The organism is Candidatus Poribacteria bacterium, from assembly GCA_026702755.1.
Lineage (GTDB): Bacteria > Poribacteria > WGA-4E > WGA-4E > WGA-3G > WGA-3G.
In genome coordinates this window covers 138,849-162,030 of the sequence record JAPPBX010000082.1, presented here as the reverse complement: position 1 = coordinate 162,030, position 23,182 = coordinate 138,849, and the positions used below count along the sequence as shown (strand labels likewise).

Annotated in this window: 19 protein-coding genes and 1 CRISPR repeat array; of the genes, 17 read left to right on the top strand and 2 right to left on the bottom strand. The window is 45.8% G+C overall.

Annotated elements, in window-relative coordinates:
• Nucleotides 1-5: 5 nt before the first annotated feature.
• Nucleotides 6-971: a Gfo/Idh/MocA family oxidoreductase gene (locus OXH39_15845; GenBank protein MCY3551934.1), complete on the bottom strand. Its 966-nt coding sequence runs from the start codon at nucleotides 969-971 to the stop codon at nucleotides 6-8.
• Nucleotides 972-1,155: 184 nt separating this feature from the next.
• On the opposite strand from OXH39_15845, the gene OXH39_15840 reads away from it, so the two are divergent.
• From OXH39_15840 to cas2, 17 genes are all read left to right on the top strand, one after another.
• Nucleotides 1,156-1,443 (top strand): hypothetical protein, encoded by a 288-nt coding sequence (locus OXH39_15840; protein MCY3551933.1) that lies wholly within the window; start codon nucleotides 1,156-1,158, stop codon nucleotides 1,441-1,443.
• A gap of 51 nt (nucleotides 1,444-1,494) precedes the next feature.
• A complete protein-coding gene (locus tag OXH39_15835; protein MCY3551932.1) occupies nucleotides 1,495-2,286 on the top strand; it encodes a sugar phosphate isomerase/epimerase in 792 nt (263 codons plus the stop codon).
• 82 nt (nucleotides 2,287-2,368) lie between these two features.
• Complete coding sequence (locus tag OXH39_15830) at nucleotides 2,369-4,183, top strand: glutamate mutase L (protein MCY3551931.1); 1,815 nt, start codon at nucleotides 2,369-2,371, stop codon at nucleotides 4,181-4,183.
• Between the two features lie 256 nt (nucleotides 4,184-4,439).
• Nucleotides 4,440-5,267 carry a hypothetical protein gene (locus OXH39_15825; protein MCY3551930.1) on the top strand — a complete coding sequence of 276 codons (828 nt, stop codon included), beginning with the start codon at nucleotides 4,440-4,442 and terminating at the stop codon, nucleotides 5,265-5,267.
• Between the two features lie 261 nt (nucleotides 5,268-5,528).
• Complete coding sequence (locus OXH39_15820; protein MCY3551929.1) at nucleotides 5,529-6,365, top strand: hypothetical protein; 837 nt, start codon at nucleotides 5,529-5,531, stop codon at nucleotides 6,363-6,365.
• 274 nt (nucleotides 6,366-6,639) lie between these two features.
• A complete protein-coding gene (locus OXH39_15815; protein ID MCY3551928.1) occupies nucleotides 6,640-7,473 on the top strand; it encodes a hypothetical protein in 834 nt (277 codons plus the stop codon).
• A gap of 241 nt (nucleotides 7,474-7,714) precedes the next feature.
• Entirely contained in the window at nucleotides 7,715-8,260 is a 546-nt protein-coding gene (locus OXH39_15810) for a tetratricopeptide repeat protein (GenBank protein ID MCY3551927.1), read from the top strand.
• Nucleotides 8,187-9,941, top strand: coding sequence for a BatD family protein (locus OXH39_15805; protein MCY3551926.1), 1,755 nt, complete (start codon nucleotides 8,187-8,189; stop codon nucleotides 9,939-9,941). Before OXH39_15810 ends, OXH39_15805 begins: the two co-directional genes overlap by 74 nt.
• Nucleotides 9,942-10,123: 182 nt before the next feature.
• Entirely contained in the window at nucleotides 10,124-10,630 is a 507-nt protein-coding gene (locus OXH39_15800) for a CopD family protein (GenBank protein ID MCY3551925.1), read from the top strand.
• A gap of 87 nt (nucleotides 10,631-10,717) precedes the next feature.
• Nucleotides 10,718-11,470: a CRISPR-associated endoribonuclease Cas6 gene (gene cas6, locus OXH39_15795; protein ID MCY3551924.1), complete on the top strand. Its 753-nt coding sequence runs from the start codon at nucleotides 10,718-10,720 to the stop codon at nucleotides 11,468-11,470.
• A 116-nt stretch (nucleotides 11,471-11,586) separates the two neighbouring features.
• Nucleotides 11,587-13,866: a hypothetical protein gene (locus OXH39_15790; protein ID MCY3551923.1), complete on the top strand. Its 2,280-nt coding sequence runs from the start codon at nucleotides 11,587-11,589 to the stop codon at nucleotides 13,864-13,866.
• A 12-nt stretch (nucleotides 13,867-13,878) separates the two neighbouring features.
• Nucleotides 13,879-14,355: a hypothetical protein gene (locus OXH39_15785; GenBank protein MCY3551922.1), complete on the top strand. Its 477-nt coding sequence runs from the start codon at nucleotides 13,879-13,881 to the stop codon at nucleotides 14,353-14,355.
• 1 nt (nucleotide 14,356) lies between these two features.
• Nucleotides 14,357-15,316 (top strand): hypothetical protein, encoded by a 960-nt coding sequence (locus tag OXH39_15780; protein MCY3551921.1) that lies wholly within the window; start codon nucleotides 14,357-14,359, stop codon nucleotides 15,314-15,316.
• Nucleotides 15,313-16,320: a hypothetical protein gene (locus tag OXH39_15775; GenBank protein ID MCY3551920.1), complete on the top strand. Its 1,008-nt coding sequence runs from the start codon at nucleotides 15,313-15,315 to the stop codon at nucleotides 16,318-16,320. The genes OXH39_15780 and OXH39_15775 overlap by 4 nt, the downstream gene beginning before the upstream one ends.
• A 59-nt stretch (nucleotides 16,321-16,379) precedes the next feature.
• Nucleotides 16,380-16,571, top strand: coding sequence for a Dna2/Cas4 domain-containing protein (locus OXH39_15770; GenBank protein MCY3551919.1), 192 nt, complete (start codon nucleotides 16,380-16,382; stop codon nucleotides 16,569-16,571).
• 55 nt (nucleotides 16,572-16,626) lie between these two features.
• Nucleotides 16,627-17,622, top strand: coding sequence for a type I-B CRISPR-associated endonuclease Cas1b (gene cas1b / locus OXH39_15765; GenBank protein MCY3551918.1), 996 nt, complete (start codon nucleotides 16,627-16,629; stop codon nucleotides 17,620-17,622).
• Nucleotides 17,623-17,748: 126 nt separating this feature from the next.
• Nucleotides 17,749-18,012 (top strand): CRISPR-associated endonuclease Cas2, encoded by a 264-nt coding sequence (gene cas2 / locus OXH39_15760; GenBank protein MCY3551917.1) that lies wholly within the window; start codon nucleotides 17,749-17,751, stop codon nucleotides 18,010-18,012.
• Between the two features lie 257 nt (nucleotides 18,013-18,269).
• Nucleotides 18,270-22,503: a CRISPR direct-repeat array (repeat unit 30 nt; unit sequence CTTTTAATCGAACCAGTATGGAATCGAAAC).
• A gap of 34 nt (nucleotides 22,504-22,537) precedes the next feature.
• Here cas2 and OXH39_15755 read toward each other — a convergent pair.
• Nucleotides 22,538-23,110 (bottom strand): hypothetical protein, encoded by a 573-nt coding sequence (locus OXH39_15755; protein ID MCY3551916.1) that lies wholly within the window; start codon nucleotides 23,108-23,110, stop codon nucleotides 22,538-22,540.
• Between the last annotated feature and the right edge of the window lie 72 nt (nucleotides 23,111-23,182).

The window sequence follows — 23,182 nt, the reverse complement described above, 5'->3', positions numbered from 1 at the left end:
ATTTTCTACAGGTCTATTGCCTTACCCGTGCGGAAGGAGGTACTTGCGGCGAGCATAATGCGGAGTGTCTCTAATGCGTCGCTGTAAGGCGATAGAATCTCAGAGGTATCTCCACTCTTCACAGCATCAATAAAGACGCGATCTCTGTCCTGTCCGCCATCTCCTTGAAGGGGTTCTGTCTCTCCGCCTCGGTTTACATTGTTCGGACCCCCGACGGTGACAACGAGTCCACGGGTGAACACTTCGAGGTGGACGCGACCGAAACCTTCCATCGCACAAGCCGAGACGATGTTCGCAACAGCACCGTTCTTGAATTCGATGTTCACCATACTGATATCGTCTATGTCATAGTTTTCGATATGGGTCATACTACCGCTTGCAGCGACACCGTGTACGGTTTTACCGTCGCTACCGACGAGAAACCGCGCCAAATCGAAGATGTGTGTTGTTTGTTCGACGTGCTGCCCACCGGATTCTGCGCGCACGCGCCACCACGGTGTGCCGGGCATCCCGCCCATCCAATATCCGAGTGCCCCGAGAATTTGGGGTTGCTCTTCGAGCATCGCCTTCGCATTCTGTGCATTGCCGCCATAACGCCAATGATAACCGACACTCGTGACCACGCCACTCTGTTCAACGTATTCATTAATAATAATCGCCGGTTCTAATTCGGAGTGGATTGGCTTCTCAATGAACATCGCGATGCCTTGTTCGCAAGCGATGCGTTCCTGTTCGCCGTGGGCAAAGGGTGGTGTACAAATATAAACCGCGTCCAGTTCCTCTTTATCGTACATGACGCGATAATCGGTGTAAGCGTTGCCACCGAATTCTTCGGCACGTGCCTTTGCACGGTCTTCCGAAATATCACACATCGCACAGAATTCAACGTCCTCAAAGTTATCTTTAAGGTTGTTCATGTGCGCGCCCGCCATACCACCGGTTCCAATAAAACCGAGTTTCACTTTATCCATATTTTCTCCTTAAAATGGGTAATTACGGAAAATCCCTAAGTTTCACTGCTATAGTTTAACAAATGGCACTGTTATATAGCAAGAAATTTATTTTCAAATATGCTATAATATGTTTGTGCCGGAGGAAAAATAGGAGACTATGAAATCTACCGTCAAAATATATCAAAACAAAAGGTAAACTATTATGAACGATGCTGAATTCCGCGAACGTGTTTTAACTTGGATGGAGCGCACTGATACTTGGATGGAGCGCACTGATACTTGGATGGAGCGCACTGAAGAATGGAAGAATAAGACAGATGAACAGTTTACGGACATCCGCGCCTCTCTCAGCGAACTCCAGATCGGTTTAGGGTGGATCCGTGGTAAGCTTGAGGGTAGGCAAGAGTCGGATGCCTCGCTGTGGGGCAAAATTGCCGTTTTAACGGCGGTAGGCTCCGCAATCATCGCGCTTCTCGCGTATTTCAAGTAAGGTGAATGCTGCCTAAACCTAAAACTAAATAGTCCCAGAGGAGGACACATTATGGGTTTCAAATTTGGATATAGTACTTTACGTTGGCAACAACCTGATTTTGAAGAACTGTTGACACAACTCAAAGCTGCCGGATGGGACGGATGGGAGATGCGGCAGTCTTTGGATTGGGTCGGCACGCCACAACACATCCGACAGGTATGCAACAATGCGGATCTGCCCGTCGCTGCCGTAACAGCACGCGGACTGCCGATCGACAAAAACCCGGAACAGATGGAACTGAATAAACGGCGAATAGACTTCGCCGCAGAGGTTGAAGCCGATTGTTTCATGTTCATGGGAGCAGGTAAACCGCAGGATCGTCCCGTCAATAATTCGGATCTCGCAGCACTTGCTGACGTTTCTGAGGAGTGGGCAGAATACGCCTCGCAATACGGTTTGGATGTCTGTTACCATATCCACACAAACACGACCGTTGATTCGATTGAAGACTGGGCAAAATACATGAGTCTGCTCCGAAAGTGCAAATTATGTATAGATGTATCGCATTCCGCACTCTGGGGCTACGATCCGATTGAATCAATTCGCCGTTATAGTGATGTCCTCGTCTACGTCCATCTTCAGGATTATTCGGGCTACACAGGCGGAGATGAAAGTACATACGAAGTGGATTGGGTGGATGTCGGTGCTGGCACTGTCATGGATTTCCCCGGTATCATGTCCACTTTGGAAGAACTCAATTATGACCGGTGGGTTACGGCGTGTCCCGGACAGGTCGAGAAGCGTTCAGATCTGGAACGTATGTCGGTGAACCGAGAATATCTGCGGCAATTAGGTTATTAGTTGGTAGGAGCGATCTCCGAATCGCGACAAACCAAATGCTCTGATTTATACGTGTAAAATCTGAAATCTGGAGATACAGTGTATGAACGAATCAGCGGAGGATATCCGCTCTATTCTTGCTACCGATTGTGGTAGCACAACGACGAAAGCAATTCTAATTGAGAAACGGGGAGACGAATATCAACTGATTGTCCGTGGCGAAGCACCCACCACTGTTGAGGCACCCGTTGAGGACGTAACGGCTGGTGTTATCAACGCGATCACCGAAGTTGAGGAGTTGGCTGGGCGCAAACTCCTTGATAATGGGGTCATCATCAAACCACAAAACGGGGACGCGGGTGTTGACATCTATATATCAACCAGTAGTGCCGGTGGTGGACTCCAGATGATGGTGGCGGGTGTTGTGCGCAACCTGACAGCAGAAAGCGCGGAGCGCGCGGCACTGGGAGCCGGTGCGATTGTTATGGATGTTATCGCCTCTAACGATAAACGCCTACCACACGAAAAGATTGAGCGTATCCGGCACCTCCGTCCTGACATGTTACTCCTTTCCGGTGGTATTGATGGCGGCACGACCTCCCACGTCGTTGAATTGGCTGAAATTATCGCCGCTGCACGTCCCAGGCCGCGATTGGGCATCGCTTACGAACTTCCGCTCATTTATGCAGGGAATATAGACGCACGCGAATCGATCAAAGAACGCCTGCAAGACGTGATGTCACTGGAAATGGTGGACAACCTCCGCCCTGTTTTAGAGCGTGAAGATTTAATGCCGACCCGCCATAAGATTCAGGAACAATTCCTTGAGCACGTTATGGCACACGCCCCCGGCTACAGAAAACTCATTGATTGGACAGATGCCCCTATCATGCCGACACCGGGTGCAGTTGGTGAGATAATTCAGACCGTCTCCGCACAACAGGCTATTGAAGTCGTTGGGGTTGACATCGGCGGTGCGACGACGGATGTGTTCTCCGTTTTTAAAAACCGGGAGGCAGAACCGATCTTCAACCGCACTGTCAGTGCGAACCTCGGCATGAGTTATAGCGTCTCCAATGTCCTTGCTGAAACCGGTTTAGAGAACGTTCTCCGGTGGGTGCCCTTTGACATTGAAGAGGGCGACCTCCGCAATCGCATAAAAAACAAAATGATTCGTCCGACCACAATTCCGCAAACCTTACAAGAGTTGATTCTTGAGCAGGCGATCGCACGTGAAGCACTCCGGCTCGCCTTTGAGCAGCACAAACAGCTCGCCGTCGAATTACGGGGGGTTCAGCAGCAGCGAACTATCTCTGAAGCCTTCGATCAGGCGGAAAGTGGTCAGACCCTCGTTAATATGTTCTCTTTAGATATGCTCGTCGGTAGTGGTGGTGTTTTATCGCACGCGCCGCGTCGTCAGCAAGCGATGCTCATGATGATAGACGCTTTTCAACCTGAAGGCATAACCCATCTTGCTGTTGATAGCATCTTTATGATGCCACAACTCGGTGTGCTTGCACAAGTAAATCCTGAAGCCGCGACGCAGGTCTTTGAACGGGATTGCCTCATCCATCTGGGGACAGCTATTGCTCCTATCGGGGTTGGGAAGGTGGGTGAGGCATGTTTCTCCGTTGAAATTAGCACCGATGGCAAGCCACCTATAGCGGAAGATGTTCCTTACGGTGAACTCCGGTTATATCCGCTACCATTGGGTGAAAAGGCATCATTAAAACTCCATCCCTCGCGACGATTTGATGTCGGTGCAGGGAGCGGAAACATGGTTGAGGCAGAGGCAATGGGCGGGGTCGTTGGCTTGGTTATTGATACCCGTGGTAGACCGCTTGAAATACCCACAGATACTGCACAACGCGTCGCGCAGCTAACCGAATGGCAAACCGCTTTAGATGCGTATCCATAACTCCTTACAATCTCGATGGATATGGTTTCTAACCGCCTCGCGACTCTTCATTGAAATCCTAAATGAAACGACAATATTTTTCTTCGTTACGCGCTTGACAAATTTTCGTTAAAAATTTACAATGTTTGCATAACGTGTAAATTGTCCAATGAACCTGAGTTGCATTTAGATTCACGCAACCTTTTGGTGAAATATGCAGGTTTCCAAAATCTGCTATTCCACTGTGAATTGTTATCCTATAAGGAGGAAAATTTCAATGCGGAAATTTTATCAGTTCACGCTTGCGACAGCAATTATTTTTGCACTGGTTGTGAGCATTTCACACCTGGCACTTGCACAAGGGAAGGTCAATATCAAAGATGGTCCCTTAAAAGAAGCGGATTGGTTAAAAGATCCAGCTCCAGAACTGAACGAGGACCATTCAGATAACAAGAACTGGGTCACGAAGTATTACGGACCCGATGGGAACTACGAAAACAACGGTGGATTCGGTAACTCTGCCCCGAAAGACCTTATCAAGGAAGGGACCGGTGGTAAACTGACGCAACCAAAACTGTCTACCATTGAAGGTTTGAAACTAACACAAACCGTTGATGTCGGGTGGGATAAGGGTCACGGAGGACCGAGAGGATGGGAGGTCTTTGAAATTGATCCCGCGAACTCTCACCACATGAATAGGGGTGGCCCTGGAGACAGCATTGATACCTACGGTATTCTCGTTATTGAGGCTCCCCAGGATATGAAGGCTGTGATGTCACCCGCGCACGATGACCACGCCCAAATCTGGATTAACGGCGAAAAGTGGTACAATAATTCGCGGTGGACAGGTGCCGTCCAACAAGTCGACTTCAATATTGAAATTGACTTGCAGAAAGGCGGGAATGTCCTCCTTTACCGGTGTGGCGAATCTGGTGGTGATGCGTATATGAACTTGCACTTCGACGATAAAACGCACGACACTGTTGACATCTATCCGAACAAAGCGGTAGATCAGAAAAGTTTCTTTAGAGAAATCGCTGGTGCACTCGCTGTTGATCCCGTCGGAAAATTGGCAACAACGTGGGCAGAGATCAAACAGAAGTAGAAATTTTTGCTATTTTTGTAGGCGTGTTTGCCAAACACGCTTTGCTGGTGGCGGATTGTTGTACAACCGTGTACAGCAATCCGCCATATCTTTATAAATGAATCTGGGTTATGCTTTAATTTAACCCAGTGCTTTTAAATACGGGACTTACGCAGCTCCATTGCTGGCGAGGTTTGAAACCTCGCCAGCGGCGTGTGGAATGTCCGTAGTTATCAGAAATTGCGTAAGTCCTAAAATATTTATCTGTAAGAAGGGAACGAAATGAAAAGATTTTGTCAATTTACGCTTGCAACAGCGATCATTTTTACATTGGTTGTAAGCATCTCGCACCTTGCATTCGCACAGGCAAACGATATTGATGGTGGACCTTTGGCGGAAGGCGAACTCCTAAAAGATCCTGACCCCAACGGTGACAATCTTAGAGAAAATCACAGTAATGTTGACACTTGGATTACCAAGTGGTATGGCCCCGAAGGGAACTATGAAAACAACGGCACCTTTCAGGTTTCTTCTCGAAGAGATCTTATTGATGAGGGCACCAACGGTAAACTCACAGAAACCAAGCTCTCAACAGTCGCCGGTTTACAGCTGACACAAACCGTTGATATGGAATGGGATAAGGCTCACGGCGGCACGCGAAAGTGGACAGTTTTTGAACTGGATCCAGCAGACGGAAACAATATGAACCGAGGCGGTCCTGTTGATAATATTGATACCTATGGAATGATCGTTATTAATGCACCCGTGGCGAGAAAAGCCATCATGTCTCCAGCACATGATGATCACGCCCAAATTTGGATTAACGGCGAAAAATGGTACAACAACTCCAGGTGGACAGGTGCCGCACGGACGATTCTGCACAACGTCGAAGTTGATTTGAAAAAAGGTGCTAATGTGCTGCTCTACCGGGTTGGTGAATCCGGCGGTTCCGCGTATATAAACCTCCACTTTGATGATGACACCCATAAAGCCTGCAAAATTTACCCTGACAAGTCGAAGGATCAGAAAAGTTTCTTCAATGAAGTACGTGGGTTCCTGTCAGTCGAGCCGACTGGAAAATTAACAACACTCTGGGCAAATATTAAACGGAACCGTTAGTGAAACGAAAGCCCTTGTCCAGCCTTTTCAGGCAAGGGCTTTTTTGATGTTCCCAAGGGGCACTGGACGGAATCGTAGTTTGGCTTGAATGTAGAGAAACCCAATTACTATCCTATAGTTCTCTTGACAAATCCGTGTTAAGATGTTATAATAATTTGTAATGTTGAACGCTGTTTCAACGTTATATAATCTGTCGATAAAGAAACTCAGGTCGCCTATAGCGCGTCCTGATGACTTTAGTTTTTAATCTCAAAAAAAGGATATTGGATATAGAATGAAAAGATTTTATACGTTAACACTCGCAATTGTGATTATGTTCACATTCATTGTCAGCGGCTCACACCACGTATTTGCGGCTGACCTCATCCAAGGGGGTCCCTTGGCTGAAGATCAACTCTTAGCAGATCCAGATCCCAACGGTGACGATCTTAGAGAAGATCACAGTGACGTAGAAACGTGGATTACGAAGTGGTACGGACCCGACGGCAACTACGAAAACAATGGAACCTTCCAAGTTTCAGGTCCGATGGACTTCATCGACGAAGGAAGCGGCGGTAAACTGAACCAGGCTTCACTTTCAACGATGGAAGGGCTGCTTATGACACAGGACATCGATATGGAATGGGGCGATGACCACGGCGGGACCCGTGCGTGGACTGTCTTTGAAATCGATCCTGCTGATGGAAATAATATGAACAGAGGCGGCCCCGTTGATAATCTTGATACCTATGCGCTTATCGTTATCGATTCTCCGAGTGATATGATCTCTGTAATGTCACCCGCACACGACGATCACGCACAGATCTGGATTAACGGCGAAAAGTGGTACAACAATACCAGATGGACAGGTGCCGCACGAACGATTCTTCATAACGTCGAAGTTGATTTGCAAAAAGGTGCCAACGTGCTGCTCTATCGATGCGGCGAATCTGGTGGTTCCGCGTATTTCAATCTCCACTTTGACGACGCAACGAACGACGCTGTTACAATCTATCCCAAAGATTCAACCGATAAGGATAGTTTCTTTGATGAAATCCTGCCGTTGACTGCCGTCGAACCCACTGGAAAATTGACAACAACTTGGGCAGATATTAAGAAACAGAAATAATAACGTTCGATTATTTTTGTCGGTGTGTTTTTTCAGCACGCCTCTGATATGGCGAATTGTCGTACAATTGTGTATAGCAATTCGCCATATTTTTTACATCCCCCAATTCCTGCCACAATTGCTTGCAAATCCCAAAAATATCTGTTACAATAAAACCATGTGGACCAAAATGCTCCGTTGCTTATTCATATCTATTTTCGTCTTTGTGTTCATCGGATGGGTAGGGGGTTGGACGCGGACTATGAAAGCAGGAAACGAGGCGTACGCGCGCCAGAACTATGGCGAGGCACAAGTCGCTTTTCAACAGGCAACGCTTGACAAGCCTGAAAGTCCGACCACACACTATAACCTCGGCGCAGCCCTCTATAAACAGGACAAATTTAGAGAGGCGGTGCGGGCATTTCAGGTGTCGCTGCGAAAGCACACTGAGCAAACCAAAAACGTCCCAAATCTGGCGCACATCTATTACAACTTGGGAAACGCCCAATTTAAAGCAGGCGATCTTGCAGGGGCAATTGAATCTTACAAACACACACTCCGCTTCGAGCCTCAGGACACCGATGCCCAGTACAACCTTGCATTAGCACTTCAACTGATGAAGCAACAGGAAGATCTCGCACAACAGCAGGCGAATAAGGACGCTCCACCGAAAACTGAACCTAATGATATTGGCAGAGCGGAGACACTTCAACTCTTGGAACGTTTTAGTGAGAATGAGAATAGATTACGCCAAAAATTACTACAGGAACAGCGCAAAAGCGGACATCGGCGTGAAAAAGATTGGTAAACTTCTTCTAATCTTTTTTATCGGCATCGTTTTCATCTTTCTTGCAACAGATGCCCAAAGCCAAGAGATTAATGTCGCTGCCGTAGTGAGTCCTCGTCACATCCAATTCGGGGAGAAAGCGAGGTTGGACCTCACGATTTCAGGGGAGACCTTCATCAAACATGTTGAAGTCCCGCAGTTTAACTTCCTACCTGCATTCCTTGCGATGCCACTGCGTTCTGAAACCACACCGCGCTTGGAATCGAACAGGATAGCGGTTTCTATGGCGTGGGCTTATGAATTGATTCCGCAAGCAGTCGGGGATTTTGCGTTATCCGATGTCCGTTTTGCCTATCAAGGGAACTCCTATTTTGCGAATCCGGGTTCAATCCGAGTGAGCGGTGCTGACACCTACGTGGAGGTTTCAACCAACGCTATTCACCGGGTTGAAGCAGAAGTCGATACGTCACAGCCCTACATCAACGCACCATTTACGTATACCTTCCGGCATCTCTACACCACTGTTCTGCCGACTCGCGAATCCCCAACCCCACGCCTCCCGACATTCCCTGATTTCTTCGTTGAGAAGCTTCAAAAGGTGCCGACTTACACACAGCAAATTCGCGGGCGGACATTTTGGGTTGAAGCGTACACACATAAATTATATCCCAAGAAAATTGGGCAGATCGTTCTTGCACCTGCTGAATTGCTACTACCACTCCCGCGTGGACACAAAACCTTGAAAACCAAACCTTTGACGCTGACGGTGCAACCGATTCCCGAAACGGGCAGACCCGCTCACTTCAACGGTGCTATCGGTGAATATAAAATTTCTGCTGAAATTGAACGCGGTTGGGTTGACGTTGGACAGGCGCTAACACTTACTGTCCGTATCTCTGGACATGGTAACATCCAGACGGTCGTACCCCCCAAGCTGCCACCAATCGCTGGGGTCATGGTAAGCGGACCCAATCTTATGGAAAATACTACGGCGACAAGTCGGATCTACGCGTACGTTCTAACGCCTGCTCGAACAGGTGCCCTGCGTATCCCCGCGATTAAGTATGCCTACTTCGATCCGAACCGCGCAGTTTATGCGACGACCGAGACACCCCCTATTCCGCTCTCGGTGCGTCCGAACCCGAACGATCCTATTGGCGATACCGACGGTTCACCGTGGACACTCTGGATAATTTTATTTGCAGTTCTGCTTGTCGTATTGGCGGTAGGTGGCTATCTTTGGTATCGCTCCAAATTTGTGAAGCCTGCAAAGACACAGGGAAGCACCCCCGCGGGAACAAACACGCTTGACGGTCGTGGATCCAGAAAGCAAAAGGTGCAGCCTGCCGAAGGAGATCCGATAACACCGGTTTCACACGCGCGTGAGGCACTTGCAGCACTTGCACGTGGTGACGCAACGGACAACGCAACGACATTCGCGAATGCCCTCGCGCAGACGCTTTACCAGTATCTTGAGGATACGTTAGTGCTATCAGAACGGAATATGGACACGGCACGAGAGGTATGCACACAGGCACAAATCGCCGAATCTGTTGTTGAAGATCTCATTGACATCCTCACGAAGTGTGATTATCATCGTTTCGCACCTGTACCGCTCAGTTCAGACGAACGGAACAGCCTAATCACCAGTGCTGAAGGTGTTATCAACTATATTGAAAGCCACTGTAGCATAGCCTGTTAGGCTGTGCCTATCACCGCTGGCGAGGATTGTATCCTCGCTTGTAGCATAGCCTGTTAGGCTGTGCAGAGGAGTTCTCAGTTAAAGAGGTGTGCTGTGGCACGGATACAAATTCTAACCGCCACAAAGTGTTAACTGAAAACTGAAAACTGACGACTGACAACTATATAAAAAGGAATAATAAAATGGAAATATTCTCACTTTTCACACTTTGGCTACACGTTATCGCCGCCGTTGTATGGGTCGGTGGCAACCTCATCTTGGCAATGGTGATTGTCCCTCACTTTAAACAGAGTCTGCCGCCTGTCCAACGCATCCAACTCTTGACGCAGATAGGGAAACGCTTTGAACCTGTTGTATGGGGCTGTATCGGTGTACTGTTTTTCACCGGCATCGTGAATATCTTCTTTGCTGTAGACCTCACGACTGCAACCCCGATCTCAAATGCGTTTATGCGAACCCTCCTCATCAAAATCGTGCTTTTCTTCGTATTGGTTATCCTCACGGTATTGCACAGCATGATTTTCGCACCCCGATTGGCAGCAGCAATTGAGACATTAGATCCCGCCCTTGAAGAACTCCCGGCGGAGGTGAAGCCACTCCGTACCCAGATGTCGGTCATATCCAGTCTGATGGGTGTCGTTTCTCTGTTAATCCTACTTGCTGCTGTTGCCCTCCGCATGGGGATTTAACATAACGCTCAGCCGTCAGTGGTTCATTGTCTGAATCGCGGATTACGCGGATTACGCGGATTTTAAGAGGTTTCTGGAGATAACCCTATGCGAATCCAAATCCAAGCCGACGTTGGGGACGGCATCACGCTCCCCATTAACTACAACCACCTGCTTGCAGGCGTAATCTACCGATTCCTTGCCGAATCCGACCCTGAATACGCCACCTTTCTCCACGAGGAAGGCTACCGCGCTGCAGAGAAGCGTTTCAAACTCTTCACCTTCTCACAACTCATGGCGGAACGCCGACGCGTTACCGGTGATAAGATCCATTTTCGTTCAACTTTAACATGGTACGTCTCCTCTCCAGTTGAACAATTTCTCTCCCATTTTGCCGATACGCTCTTAACCGAAGCACAGTTATCCCTTGGACACCGCCCCTTACAAGTCAGAGATGTCACCATACCGCGTATCCCCCGTTTCCGATCAGAAATGCATTTCCGATGTCTCTCCCCTATTGTAATGACCACGACGCGCGAGCGGGATGGCAAACAAGCAATGCACTATTGCATGCCCGACGATCCAGCACTCTCCGAACTCATCCGTCAAAACCTAATCCGCAAACACGAAGCAATCCACGCTCGCGCCCCGCACGACGATACCCTGACCTTCGCGTTTGATAAAAACTATATTGACAGGCGAAAGGGACGCGTCACCCGTCTCGTAGATTACAAAGGTATCAAGATAAGAGGCATTCTATGTCCGTTCCGTGTCACTGGAAGTCCAGCATTAATCCAGATCGGTTACGAATGCGGCTTCGGCGATAAAAACAGTGCCGGTTTCGGGATGGCAGAAGTCTAAAACTTACCTTGTAGGAGTGATCTTGAATCGTGGCATCTAATTATAACTTGACTATTTGACTGAATTGTTATATAATGCTTCATATTAAGGTAAAACCCACCAAAGAAAGCATCAAAATGACAGAATTTAACTTCGGACCAATAGCGAGAACTGAGGCAGGCAATACGAAAGACACCATCAATCTCGCCTCATTTCCGCTTCATGTTATGCTCAATGCGCTTGTTGGTTCAACAAGCGTTGAGGAATTTATCGCTTGGCTTTGGCATGATCTGTACAAGCCTGCCTTCTATTGGGATCGTGGTGAAAGGGGACTGCGTTGGAATCATATTCCAGGAATCGGCGTTTTTAAGCAGGCAGAACAGTACCTTGCCCATCGTACAGGAATTCGGGAAGGTTTAGTCTGCACACATCACTTTGAGGTGAAAAATGCATCAGGAGATTGGTTACCTCGGTTACAAATCCTAGAGCCTAATATCATTTCAGATCAGGGAGACCAGTACAACCTCGGTGCTGCTGTCAATTACATCCAGTTGAATTTCGCCGTTGAACCGGCATTGCCTACGCTTTTAACTCGTTCAGTTATTGCCGATGCCTTTATTGAAGTAGTGACAAAAGATGTAGCAGAAGCATTACAAAAGGCATTCAATGATAATGGACGCACACCCATTAACCAAGTTCGGTTTGAATTTGAGACTGTGTCAAACCTAATTTTTTCTGCGCCTCCGAATGATAACGAAATCTGGGATAAAGTTGGACATCATTTTCATGTCTATAGGGATGGTCACATTTTCATCATGCGTCATCTCACACCTGTAACTGATCCCAAACATGAACCGTTTGCTACAACCTTTACCGCAGATTTAACAGGGAAACCACTGTTGCCTAATGAAATGCTGGATAACACTGTGTCATTGTCAGAACTTTTGGTGGTATATCAAGACAACCGGACAGTAATAATTGCTGTCCCACAGTCTCAACTCTATTCGGATAACTTGCCCAAAAGGGTTCGGGAGATTCAGGAAATGACGCTTGATACAAGTCGTCATCGACTTGAGCAAGACTTTAACATCTTAACAGAAAAAAATGGTGTTGATTATCTCAAAGCTGCTTTTGATAACCAGATAGAAATTCGCGAAGTTCCAGGACGCTTAGGCAAACGTCCTCCTGAAAAGGTTCTCTTTCGTCCGTTAAATGATGCTATTCAACGTCCTGTGGAAATGCTTAGCGAAACCAGAAATTCGTCAAATAAGAAAGTCTGCCGTTTGACTGGTACACCGTTTCTTCCAAATCTACCTCCTGCTCCAATAAGATTAGACAAGTTGTTTTCAAGCAAATTTGTTGACACGAAATTTGTAGGTTTTGAAGAAGATGTTGCCCCATTAACGCATTTATATGTGATTAACTCACCAGAAGCCAAAAAAGGCATTTCCGCGCGAAAATCCCTTCGCGGATCTTTTGCTTTTTTTGCACCTGCTTCACATTTTGCCGCTGATGATCAGGAGTTGAAAGCAGTTGAACAACCACCTTTGGATATAGGTGGACGTTTTCACAATGCACTCAACCGCGTCACAGTTACGACTCAGGAATTCACACTATTCCAGCAGATGGCACGGCGCGTTATTGCAAAATTATGGCAGCATATCGTTCCAGATGAGTGCCTACCATTGCCATATCTTGGAGCTATTGCTTTGACCCACGAATCAAATGATCGTGTTCGCAATCTGTTACCACATCTTGACTCTATTTTCTCAAATGTTGCTTTAAAAGCCTATCCATTTGAGTCAGAAGTGTGCCCCGCGATAGAAGTTGCTCTGGGAACCACTATAAAACCTGATCGATCTGCACATCAAAAGCATACGCTCCTTAAGATGGCACCTCAAATCATTACCGTCAATTCCCAATCTGCCATACCGGTATTGATTGATGACAATGTGCAAGTAAGTCTGACTAAAGCATTTTTTGAGCGGGAAAAATTTTTAACGGAGGCCACGAATGAACTCAAACGTTCAAAAAAAAGAGTGAACCAGAAAAACCTATGGCTTAAACTGGTACTTTCTAATAACGACCCACTTACAGCTGTTTTTGAGAGTTCTGCTGCAACAATCAATGTAGGACGGCTCCCGAAAAATTCAACATTAGAGGATATAGCGTTTAAAGATGTAGAAAATTTCTGGGACGGACATATTGATAAAGGTGATTTTGCCGAAAGTTGGAAGCAATATGAAGAGCTAAAACAAAATGCAACAAACGCTCTTGAGGAATTTCCTGCCCTTCTGCTATTACTGCAAGCCCTTCAAAAACAAATACAGATTCCTCAAAAACAGACAAAAGTTGAGAAGACGAGTTCACCTCAACAACTTGCTTTATTTCCACCACAAAACACAGATAAAAATTAGGAGGAACCGCCGATGACGCACCAACAGAACAAGTCGAAGAAGTCTTTAGAGGAAACTTTAACTGACGCACTACAAGCAACTGTGAAACTTGATTTAGATGAATCCGTCAAGTTAGCTATTCAAACTCTCCTTCTGATGCGAGGTCCAATTGACCCCCAATTATTCCAACGGAAGGAAAAGTTTAACCCATATCCCACACTTGTCAAGTATATTCGTGCTTCTAATGCGGAAACGCTTGGAAGTTTGGTGAATGATGTACAGTTAGCGATTTCCCCCAATTTCATTACACTGCGGGCACTTGGTGAAGTAACTGAAGCAATCTATCAGTCTAAAACAGAACACGTTGATGAGGCACTGAAACTTTTGAAAGAAGAGACAACACCATTGGTAATGCTCATGAAAAAAATCTATCAAGATGCACGGGGAGGTATTGATGAGGCAGATGAAGCCCAACCCCTACCCGAAGGTGCCAGTGAAGGAGAAGCATAGCATGAAACAAACTAATCACACACTTGTTGATGTGAAGTTAACATTTGCATACCTCGCCGAGCAGCCGATCATTCACACAGAAGAGACTATTGGAAATATCAGTAAACTGAAACAAATGCGCGTCATTTACAAAGGAAAGCCTGTGTCTGTTCCTGCACTATCTGGTAACAGTTTTCGAGGTCAACTACGGGACATTCTTGCTGACGCACTCTGTTCTCGCCTTAGTAATCAAGGAAAACAACTACTCAGATTCACTGATAACGATGTTTACACTATCTTGTATAGCGGTGGTGCACTTTCCGAGAAAAGCAAAGCGGGAGAGTTGATCTATGATTTTGCTAATCATCTACCTTCAATGCGGTTGATGGGATCTGCATTCGGAAACGTGATGCTTCCTTCTAAATTGGCGATGACACATATTGTGCCTTGTGCAGAGGAGACACAGGAAATTCTGCAAGGGATGTACGAAACACTTGAAGAATGTACTGTTCCCCCAATGAATGAATGGACGAGTGCACGGAATTTGTTTTTTAACGACGGTCCGCTCACACGGAAGGATGATAGTAAGGACCTTACGCGACAGCGTTTTGTTGATCTTGAGTTTCAAACGGATAAGGAAATTCAACAAATGATTTACTATGTTGAATGTATTCCTGCCGGAACATGGCTATTGCAACAACTTTACTCTAAATTTCCGGTTGATCAATTGGAACTCGGTTGTCTTTTTGATGGATTGAGTGCTTTTCTACGTCAACCCACAATTGGCGGAAGAAGTTCTGCTGGATATGGACAAGTCCAGATCCAATTACAAGGTTCTGTTGGGGCTGAACCTGTGCTATTGAATGAAGATTGGTCGGAGACCATCAAAGATGCACTCAATGCCTACCAAAATTATCTAACAGAAAAACGGGAAGATATTCTTAAAGTTCTAACCGTTCAGACTGAAGAGATAAACGAATGACATCGCGTCGATCTAATTCAGTGTTACAACCTGACCTGTCTATTAAGAAATTACTCGAAGATGCCCAGTACCAATTCGGGGTAAAGACAGGAAAAGACATATACGAACTCCGATTAAATTTAGCTACATCAGCAGTTACTACTGCGGAGAAGTCAAATGCACCTGTCATTGGACTTCCTACGCTTGATGGCTTTCTCAGTTATGTCGCATTCCGGGCTGCACTTGGTAACGCGTTGGAGGCAAATCCCGAACTTTCCCAACAGTTATTGTGGCAATGGAATATAGCGTTACGTCATCAAGAGATGTGGATAGACTTTGAACTGCCGTTATGCAAAATTCCGTTGACTGGATTAAAACCACTATATGATTGTTCGGTAGGTTTACCCGTTGATGTCAACGGTGATGTCCTTATTCCTGTTAGTGCATTTTTCACTTCCAACAGTCAGCAGTTTAAAGTATATCCTGAAGTTGTAGATTCTATTCCGTTAAGACGAAGAGTAAGCGAACCATTTGGTCGCCCGATTCGTCTGAAAAGTAAGCTTAATACGGGTGGTGGTTCAACGAAAGCACTTGACAATCGCCTCTATTTTCCACTCACTAAAAGTTACGCCTTTTTCTTTCGCGGTGATAAAAGTGGAGTTGAAAGGTTATTAGATTTCGCGCTCAAAGAACAGATTGGACTCGGTAAGAAAACTACATTAGGATATGGTCAGATTGCATCTTTTGAAGTCAGTGAATGTCCCAACCTAACAGCGACATGGACAAAACCATTCTCCGCTCCATTCCACAGTAACGATAGGTTAGCGTTGATTAAAGACCTACCCTATGACCGCGTTTTTGCTCGAAGAGAAATACAAGATAGACTTAATCAAGAACTTTTTGGTTGTCAACGTTTTTCATTGGTTACCACAATTGAGACTTTTGGTGCCTACCGTCCTCCTTATTGGTTGCCAGAACAACGTACACAGATTGTGCGATACGGCTCAACTATTCAAGCACGATAAAAAACTATAACTTTTAAGTCTTCCTCTCAAATACAAATCCAGATCCAGACTCCCCCAACATCACCGTCGCTGCCATCAACTATCCGCGCCAACGGCAGACAACCGAAGTAGAACTCACACCTGAAAGAGAAAAAGAGGTGGAAAACGCCATTGAAAAAGTCAACGAGATTACAGCACTGCCAACACCACCGCATGCCGACTATATGAAAATCTGTAAATCCTGTAGTTATCAAGAACTCTGCTGGAGTTAAAGGTAGCAGGCATGCTCCGCCATGCCGTAAGCCAACCATGGGAGGAAAACCAATTATGTCCCGAAACTACTACATCACCCAACCCGGCAGACTGCGTCGAAAGGATAACACCCTTTACTTAGAGCCAGAGGAAGCACCACGGGTACCGATACCGGTTGAGGATATTGACGCACTCTATCTCTACGGCGAACTTGACCTTAACACCAGACTCCTCAACTTCCTTACGCAGAAGCACATTCCATTTCACGTGTTCAACTACTACGGTTACTATGCTGGGAGTTATTACCCCAGGGAATATCTCAATTCCGGTTCCCTGCTCGTCAAACAGGTACAGCACTACGAAAAATCTACCAAACGGATGGCACTCGCACAGGAGTTTGTCGCCTCCGCTGTTTTCAATATGTTGCGAATTTTGCGGTATCACACGAACCGCGGTAAGGATTGCACCACACAAATCGAATCAATAGAGACAATCCTTTCAGAAAGCAGCACAGCAAAAAACACAAACGAATTGATGGGTTACGAAGGCATCATCCGAGACACCTATTACACCGCATTCAATACGATTTTAACGTTAAAAACCCCTTTTCAAAAGCGAGTCCGTCGTCCGCCAGACAATCCGATTAATGCCGTCATCTCCTTTGGAAACTCCATGATGTATACAGCATGCCTTACGGAAGTCTACCGCACGCAGCTCAATCCGACAATCAGTTTCCTCCATGAACCCGGCGACCGGCGATTCTCGTTAAGTCTTGATCTCGCCGAAATTTTCAAACCCCTTATCGTTGACCGAATTATTTTTCGTTTGTTCAACCGTCAGCAGCTCAACGAATCAAAACATTTTGAAACCAACATTGATGGGTGTTATCTGAATGAAAAGGGACGGAAACTATTTATTGCTGCATTTGATGAACAACTAAAGCAGACCGTTTCGCATCGAAAGTTGAAACGGCATGTCTCTTATCAACGCCTCATCCGTTTGGAATACTATAAACTCATCAAGCACCTCGTTGGAATGGAGACCTATCAGGCACTGCGTCCGTGGTGGTAGGGGTGATCTCCGTTAGGAATAAGGGTTCGGTAGGTTCGGTTTCTAACCGTGCCTTTCTTATTCATTACTGGCAACAGCGCCTCGTAGGGGCGAGGTCGCCTCGCCTACTAAAAAGGGAAACTCACAATGTACATCATCCTCGTCTACGATATCGAAGTCGAACGGGTCGCAAAGGTGTGTAAATACCTCCGACAACACCTAAATTGGATTCAAAATTCAGTTTTTGAGGGGCAACTAACCAAAGCACAGTTTGCTCGCGTCAAATCTGGATTGGCAGCGATCACTGACCCAGAAAAGGATTCCGTTGTCATCTACCAACTCCGCGATGCCCGGTGGATGAATAAGGAGGTCATGGGCGTAGATAAAAATCCCGCGACAAACCTATTGTAGGTACGCCTTCCGAGAAAATATGGATTGACGATTTGCTGTCGACCTCACCAAAATTTCCGTTCCCAGCAGATTATAAACATGCCAATTTCAGGCAATTACAACTATAAACCCACATCCTGTCTGATGCTGTCAACCTCCCAGAGAATTTGCACAACCAGAGGTTGACAGCAAATCAACTTTGAAAATTGAAAAGAGAGAGATTGACTTGACGCGGATTGAGGGGGTCGCGTATAATATGTTCATCGTTATCGTATAGCCTTTTAATCGAACCAGTATGGAATCGAAACACGGCTTCACAATCTTTTTACCGATAACCCCAGCCTTTTAATCGAACCAGTATGGAATCGAAACTGTGCAAACGGACGCTTCAATAACTCGTCGTACGGCCTTTTAATCGAACCAGTATGGAATCGAAACTCGGCTTTAACTGAACGCGTCCGTCTACCACCTCAACTTTTAATCGAACCAGTATGGAATCGAAACTGAATTCTAAAGCCCAGTGGGTTCGGTTAGGGTCATACTTTTAATCGAACCAGTATGGAATCGAAACCGCAACGGCAGAAACACGGGTGTTGTCTCGGTTACGCTTTTAATCGAACCAGTATGGAATCGAAACATCTATTTCAGAGGCGACGGATGACACGATTATTGACTTTTAATCGAACCAGTATGGAATCGAAACAAACTACGTACGACTCACCCCATGCCAAAATCATCGTCTTTTAATCGAACCAGTATGGAATCGAAACATTGAAGCGGTTGGTAGGAGTGCCTTCCTTGCGAGCGTCTTTTAATCGAACCAGTATGGAATCGAAACGTGGAAGATCGTATTCTTGTTGCGGTGGCGGTTCATAAACTTTTAATCGAACCAGTATGGAATCGAAACGTCTGTGTAGTGTTGGGTGATAATAGTGAATTCTTGCTTTTAATCGAACCAGTATGGAATCGAAACATTGATGTTTTTCGTAATGCTGACATAGATATAAACTTTTAATCGAACCAGTATGGAATCGAAACAGTTTCGCTGCAGTGACGGCTTGATCGGCTATCTTATCTTTTAATCGAACCAGTATGGAATCGAAACTGAGTCATTGCGTCATCTCCTGCAAATAGGTTCGGGACCTTTTAATCGAACCAGTATGGAATCGAAACGCATGCCCGAATACTCGTCGTTATCGTCTCGCTGTGAGCTTTTAATCGAACCAGTATGGAATCGAAACTGAGATCGCACGAGAGACGACAGACAAACTCTATGAGCTTTTAATCGAACCAGTATGGAATCGAAACTCGGTAAACATCTGACGGACCTTGTAATTCCTCAACTTTTAATCGAACCAGTATGGAATCGAAACGCAAGTCCGTCACACGCTTTGGTAGCACCTTACCAACTTTTAATCGAACCAGTATGGAATCGAAACAGGGCATGTGCCAAGCGTGCGGATCGAATCCAGCCGCTTTTAATCGAACCAGTATGGAATCGAAACCCAGAAACACTCGTTGAATGGCTTGAGCGTGTTCAAGCAGAACTTTTAATCGAACCAGTATGGAATCGAAACCCGCCAGTTTCCGCTTGAGTTTCGGAGATGTCGCATACCTTTTAATCGAACCAGTATGGAATCGAAACTGCCAGATTGGCAGCGTATATGAATGTCCCGACGGCTTTTAATCGAACCAGTATGGAATCGAAACACGCTGGGGGCGGGGTGGACTGCAGAAAACTATGATGCCTTTTAATCGAACCAGTATGGAATCGAAACCAAAAATATAATCGTTTATATCGGCTTCCGCAACTGGCTTTTAATCGAACCAGTATGGAATCGAAACTTGGATTAGGTTGCCTGTCCCAAAGAGCGGGTCTCCTTTTAATCGAACCAGTATGGAATCGAAACTTTTCACACTTTGAAATCGTGGTTTGACAACATTTCGCTTTTAATCGAACCAGTATGGAATCGAAACCTCATTGATCCGGTTGATGAGGTTGTCTAAAGCTTGCTTTTAATCGAACCAGTATGGAATCGAAACCGAATTCAATCGGCAATACCCGACAACACCGGATGATGCCTTTTAATCGAACCAGTATGGAATCGAAACCGTATTTATCAATCTGAGGCTGGATCGAAAGTGAGAACTTTTAATCGAACCAGTATGGAATCGAAACTCGTATCCGATTGCCGAGTACCGACGCGCAGTCTGCTTTTGATCGAACCAGTATGGAATCGAAACCTCAACACGCCTCCCCCATAAGGTTAAATGATCTTCTCTTTTAATCGAACCAGTATGGAATCGAAACGTTTTTCTGCTCATCTGGGAGACTGCCCCTTTCATAAGCTTTTAATCGAACCAGTATGGAATCGAAACCGAAAGATCGAACTCTCGGCACTCTGCCGGGCAGCACTTTTAATCGAACCAGTATGGAATCGAAACATTCTGATGCAGGGCATGGATGATTGGAATTGCGCAGTCTGCTTTTAATCGAACCAGTATGGAATCGAAACAGATGCTTTCTGACTCTGCACTGGACGCTCCTGCCACTTTTAATCGAACCAGTATGGAATCGAAACTAAGTCTGCAGCGTTGACCGGCACCGCGACCGTCACTTTTAATCGAACCAGTATGGAATCGAAACCGGATAAGGTCTCCGCTCTGTGCTTGTATGTCGAGCTCAGCTTTTAATCGAACCAGTATGGAATCGAAACGTAGGACCTTCTTCCACTTCCGGTTCCGGCTCCGTAACTTTTAATCGAACCAGTATGGAATCGAAACAAAGTCTAACAGTTTTGGGATTGCACCGACGTTTCGCTTTTAATCGAACCAGTATGGAATCGAAACAATCTCGTCGTAGCCGATTGTCTGAGCGATAGTAAACTTTTAATCGAACCAGTATGGAATCGAAACGTCCGACATCCCGTTGGAAGCCAGGGAAACCGGTATACCCCTTTTAATCGAACCAGTATGGAATCGAAACCCGTCAAGGAAGCACTCATTAACAAACGCTGTATTTCTTTTAATCGAACCAGTATGGAATCGAAACACCGTTGAGTGATTGATAACAGTCGAACCTTGCTGTCTTTTAATCGAACCAGTATGGAATCGAAACACAACCTCCATAGTGCGTACACGCGGAGGAAGTAGCGCTTTTAATCGAACCAGTATGGAATCGAAACCCCGGAATCAGATGTGCGAAGATATTGTAGAGGCGTCTTTTAATCGAACCAGTATGGAATCGAAACAGAGTTGTGAACGCCGGATATTCTGTTCGCGTTGCGCTTTTAATCGAACCAGTATGGAATCGAAACTTGGATACGCTTCTTGCGTCCCTCTTTCGTCTGTATCTTTTAATCGAACCAGTATGGAATCGAAACGTCTATTGTCCTCGACGATCATCCAGGACGGACAACTTTTAATCGAACCAGTATGGAATCGAAACGGGTTATGTCAGATATTGTGAACGGTTTCAAATAACTTTTAATCGAACCAGTATGGAATCGAAACACGATTTATACAGGTTGAAAGTGTACGACGCTTGGCTTTTAATCGAACCAGTATGGAATCGAAACTCATATTCGATAGCAAAGACGTAGGATTTTTTAACAACTTTTAATCGAACCAGTATGGAATCGAAACCAAAATCCATGAGGATATAGAGAAGAACTATCGTCTTTTAATCGAACCAGTATGGAATCGAAACACCTGACACAGGAACGGCGCGAATTGGGTGCGCTTTCCTTTTAATCGAACCAGTATGGAATCGAAACTTTTGACGGTCACGGCGGGTTCTGCTGGCACGATGACGCTTTTAATCGAACCAGTATGGAATCGAAACAAAGACATCTTACACTTCAAGACACTGGTTGTCGCGCCTTTTAATCGAACCAGTATGGAATCGAAACCTTGGGTCGTTTCTCCGGTGTGTCAATGCCGTTGATCCCTTTTAATCGAACCAGTATGGAATCGAAACTTCGCGTCGTAAAGACAGGTGCACCCCGACGATAATGTCTTTTAATCGAACCAGTATGGAATCGAAACCTCCTACTATTGGACATGGATACTTTGAAGGGACTATCTTTTAATCGAACCAGTATGGAATCGAAACTATACACTTCGCGAGAAACAGCGGCTTGGGTATGGCTTTTAATCGAACCAGTATGGAATCGAAACCGTCTCGGATTAGGTGGTGGTGGAGGTTCTGGCGGCGCTTTTAATCGAACCAGTATGGAATCGAAACATTCAATCGAAGGTTAGGGAGTTGGGTGCGTCCTCTGACTTTTAATTGAACCAGTATGGAATCGAAACGTGTTTCTGTGTCGAGTGGGAATAGTATCGAATCGTCTTTTAATCGAACCAGCATGGAATCGAAACCAGTGTCCAAGGATGTTCCCTTGCCGATAAATGACATCTTTTAATCGAACCAGTATGGAATCGAAACATGCATAAAACCTCTGCCCAGTTTACGCGTACCAACTTTTAATCAAACCAGTATGGAATCAAAACGTTTTGAGTACTGACAACTCGTAACTCATAACTTTTAACGGAAGATGAAGAAGAGTAGGTAGGAGCCAAGGGATAGAACGTTTATTGCTATCAGACTCCATCGCGCGAGTCGGGTTTTCAATCTCGGAAACAGATAGATAGAGGCGACAAGCGTGACCAATCGTTCTATTGGTGCGACGATACCACCATAATGATCCCTGTCCCAATAAGAGATAGGACTTTCAAAGACGAAATCGGAGAGCGGAAAGAAGTGATGATGCCCGTCGTCATTATGCGTCAAAAAGTCGAAACCACAGTGGATGAGCATACTCCAAGCAAAGACAGTAACTTTCTCGGAGTTCAATAGATAATACCCAATACCTAACACAATCAGAATCAATGGAACAGCGTTGAAGAGGTCAAAGAAGGTTTGCCACGCCTCCATAAAGTATTGAGAACCCCAGAGTTCACGCTGTGGTGTCTTACGGATCATGCTTTCTACTACGAAGAAGACGAACATTGGTACGTCGGGTAATACCGCACCGAGAAAGGCATAAAAATGAAGGAAGGGTTTGTCTCGCTTCGAGAGGAGTGCTATGTTGAGGATAGCGTGTGAGTGGGTTATCATAGTTAATGGCTGTCGGCTATCGGCTGTCGGGTTTCAGCAAGGAGATTTTCTTACTCAGTACTGATAACTGAC

Coding starts and splice junctions, on each gene's coding strand:
- OXH39_15845 (MCY3551934.1), bottom strand. CDS start 971: ATGGATAAAGTGAAACTCGGTTTTATTGGAACCGGTGGTATGGCGGGC.
- OXH39_15840 (MCY3551933.1), top strand. CDS start 1,156: ATGAACGATGCTGAATTCCGCGAACGTGTTTTAACTTGGATGGAGCGC.
- OXH39_15835 (MCY3551932.1), top strand. CDS start 1,495: ATGGGTTTCAAATTTGGATATAGTACTTTACGTTGGCAACAACCTGAT.
- OXH39_15830 (MCY3551931.1), top strand. CDS start 2,369: ATGAACGAATCAGCGGAGGATATCCGCTCTATTCTTGCTACCGATTGT.
- OXH39_15825 (MCY3551930.1), top strand. CDS start 4,440: ATGCGGAAATTTTATCAGTTCACGCTTGCGACAGCAATTATTTTTGCA.
- OXH39_15820 (MCY3551929.1), top strand. CDS start 5,529: ATGAAAAGATTTTGTCAATTTACGCTTGCAACAGCGATCATTTTTACA.
- OXH39_15815 (MCY3551928.1), top strand. CDS start 6,640: ATGAAAAGATTTTATACGTTAACACTCGCAATTGTGATTATGTTCACA.
- OXH39_15810 (MCY3551927.1), top strand. CDS start 7,715: ATGAAAGCAGGAAACGAGGCGTACGCGCGCCAGAACTATGGCGAGGCA.
- OXH39_15805 (MCY3551926.1), top strand. CDS start 8,187: ATGAGAATAGATTACGCCAAAAATTACTACAGGAACAGCGCAAAAGCG.
- OXH39_15800 (MCY3551925.1), top strand. CDS start 10,124: ATGGAAATATTCTCACTTTTCACACTTTGGCTACACGTTATCGCCGCC.
- cas6 (MCY3551924.1), top strand. CDS start 10,718: ATGCGAATCCAAATCCAAGCCGACGTTGGGGACGGCATCACGCTCCCC.
- OXH39_15790 (MCY3551923.1), top strand. CDS start 11,587: ATGACAGAATTTAACTTCGGACCAATAGCGAGAACTGAGGCAGGCAAT.
- OXH39_15785 (MCY3551922.1), top strand. CDS start 13,879: ATGACGCACCAACAGAACAAGTCGAAGAAGTCTTTAGAGGAAACTTTA.
- OXH39_15780 (MCY3551921.1), top strand. CDS start 14,357: ATGAAACAAACTAATCACACACTTGTTGATGTGAAGTTAACATTTGCA.
- OXH39_15775 (MCY3551920.1), top strand. CDS start 15,313: ATGACATCGCGTCGATCTAATTCAGTGTTACAACCTGACCTGTCTATT.
- cas1b (MCY3551918.1), top strand. CDS start 16,627: ATGTCCCGAAACTACTACATCACCCAACCCGGCAGACTGCGTCGAAAG.
- cas2 (MCY3551917.1), top strand. CDS start 17,749: ATGTACATCATCCTCGTCTACGATATCGAAGTCGAACGGGTCGCAAAG.
- OXH39_15755 (MCY3551916.1), bottom strand. CDS start 23,110: ATGATAACCCACTCACACGCTATCCTCAACATAGCACTCCTCTCGAAG.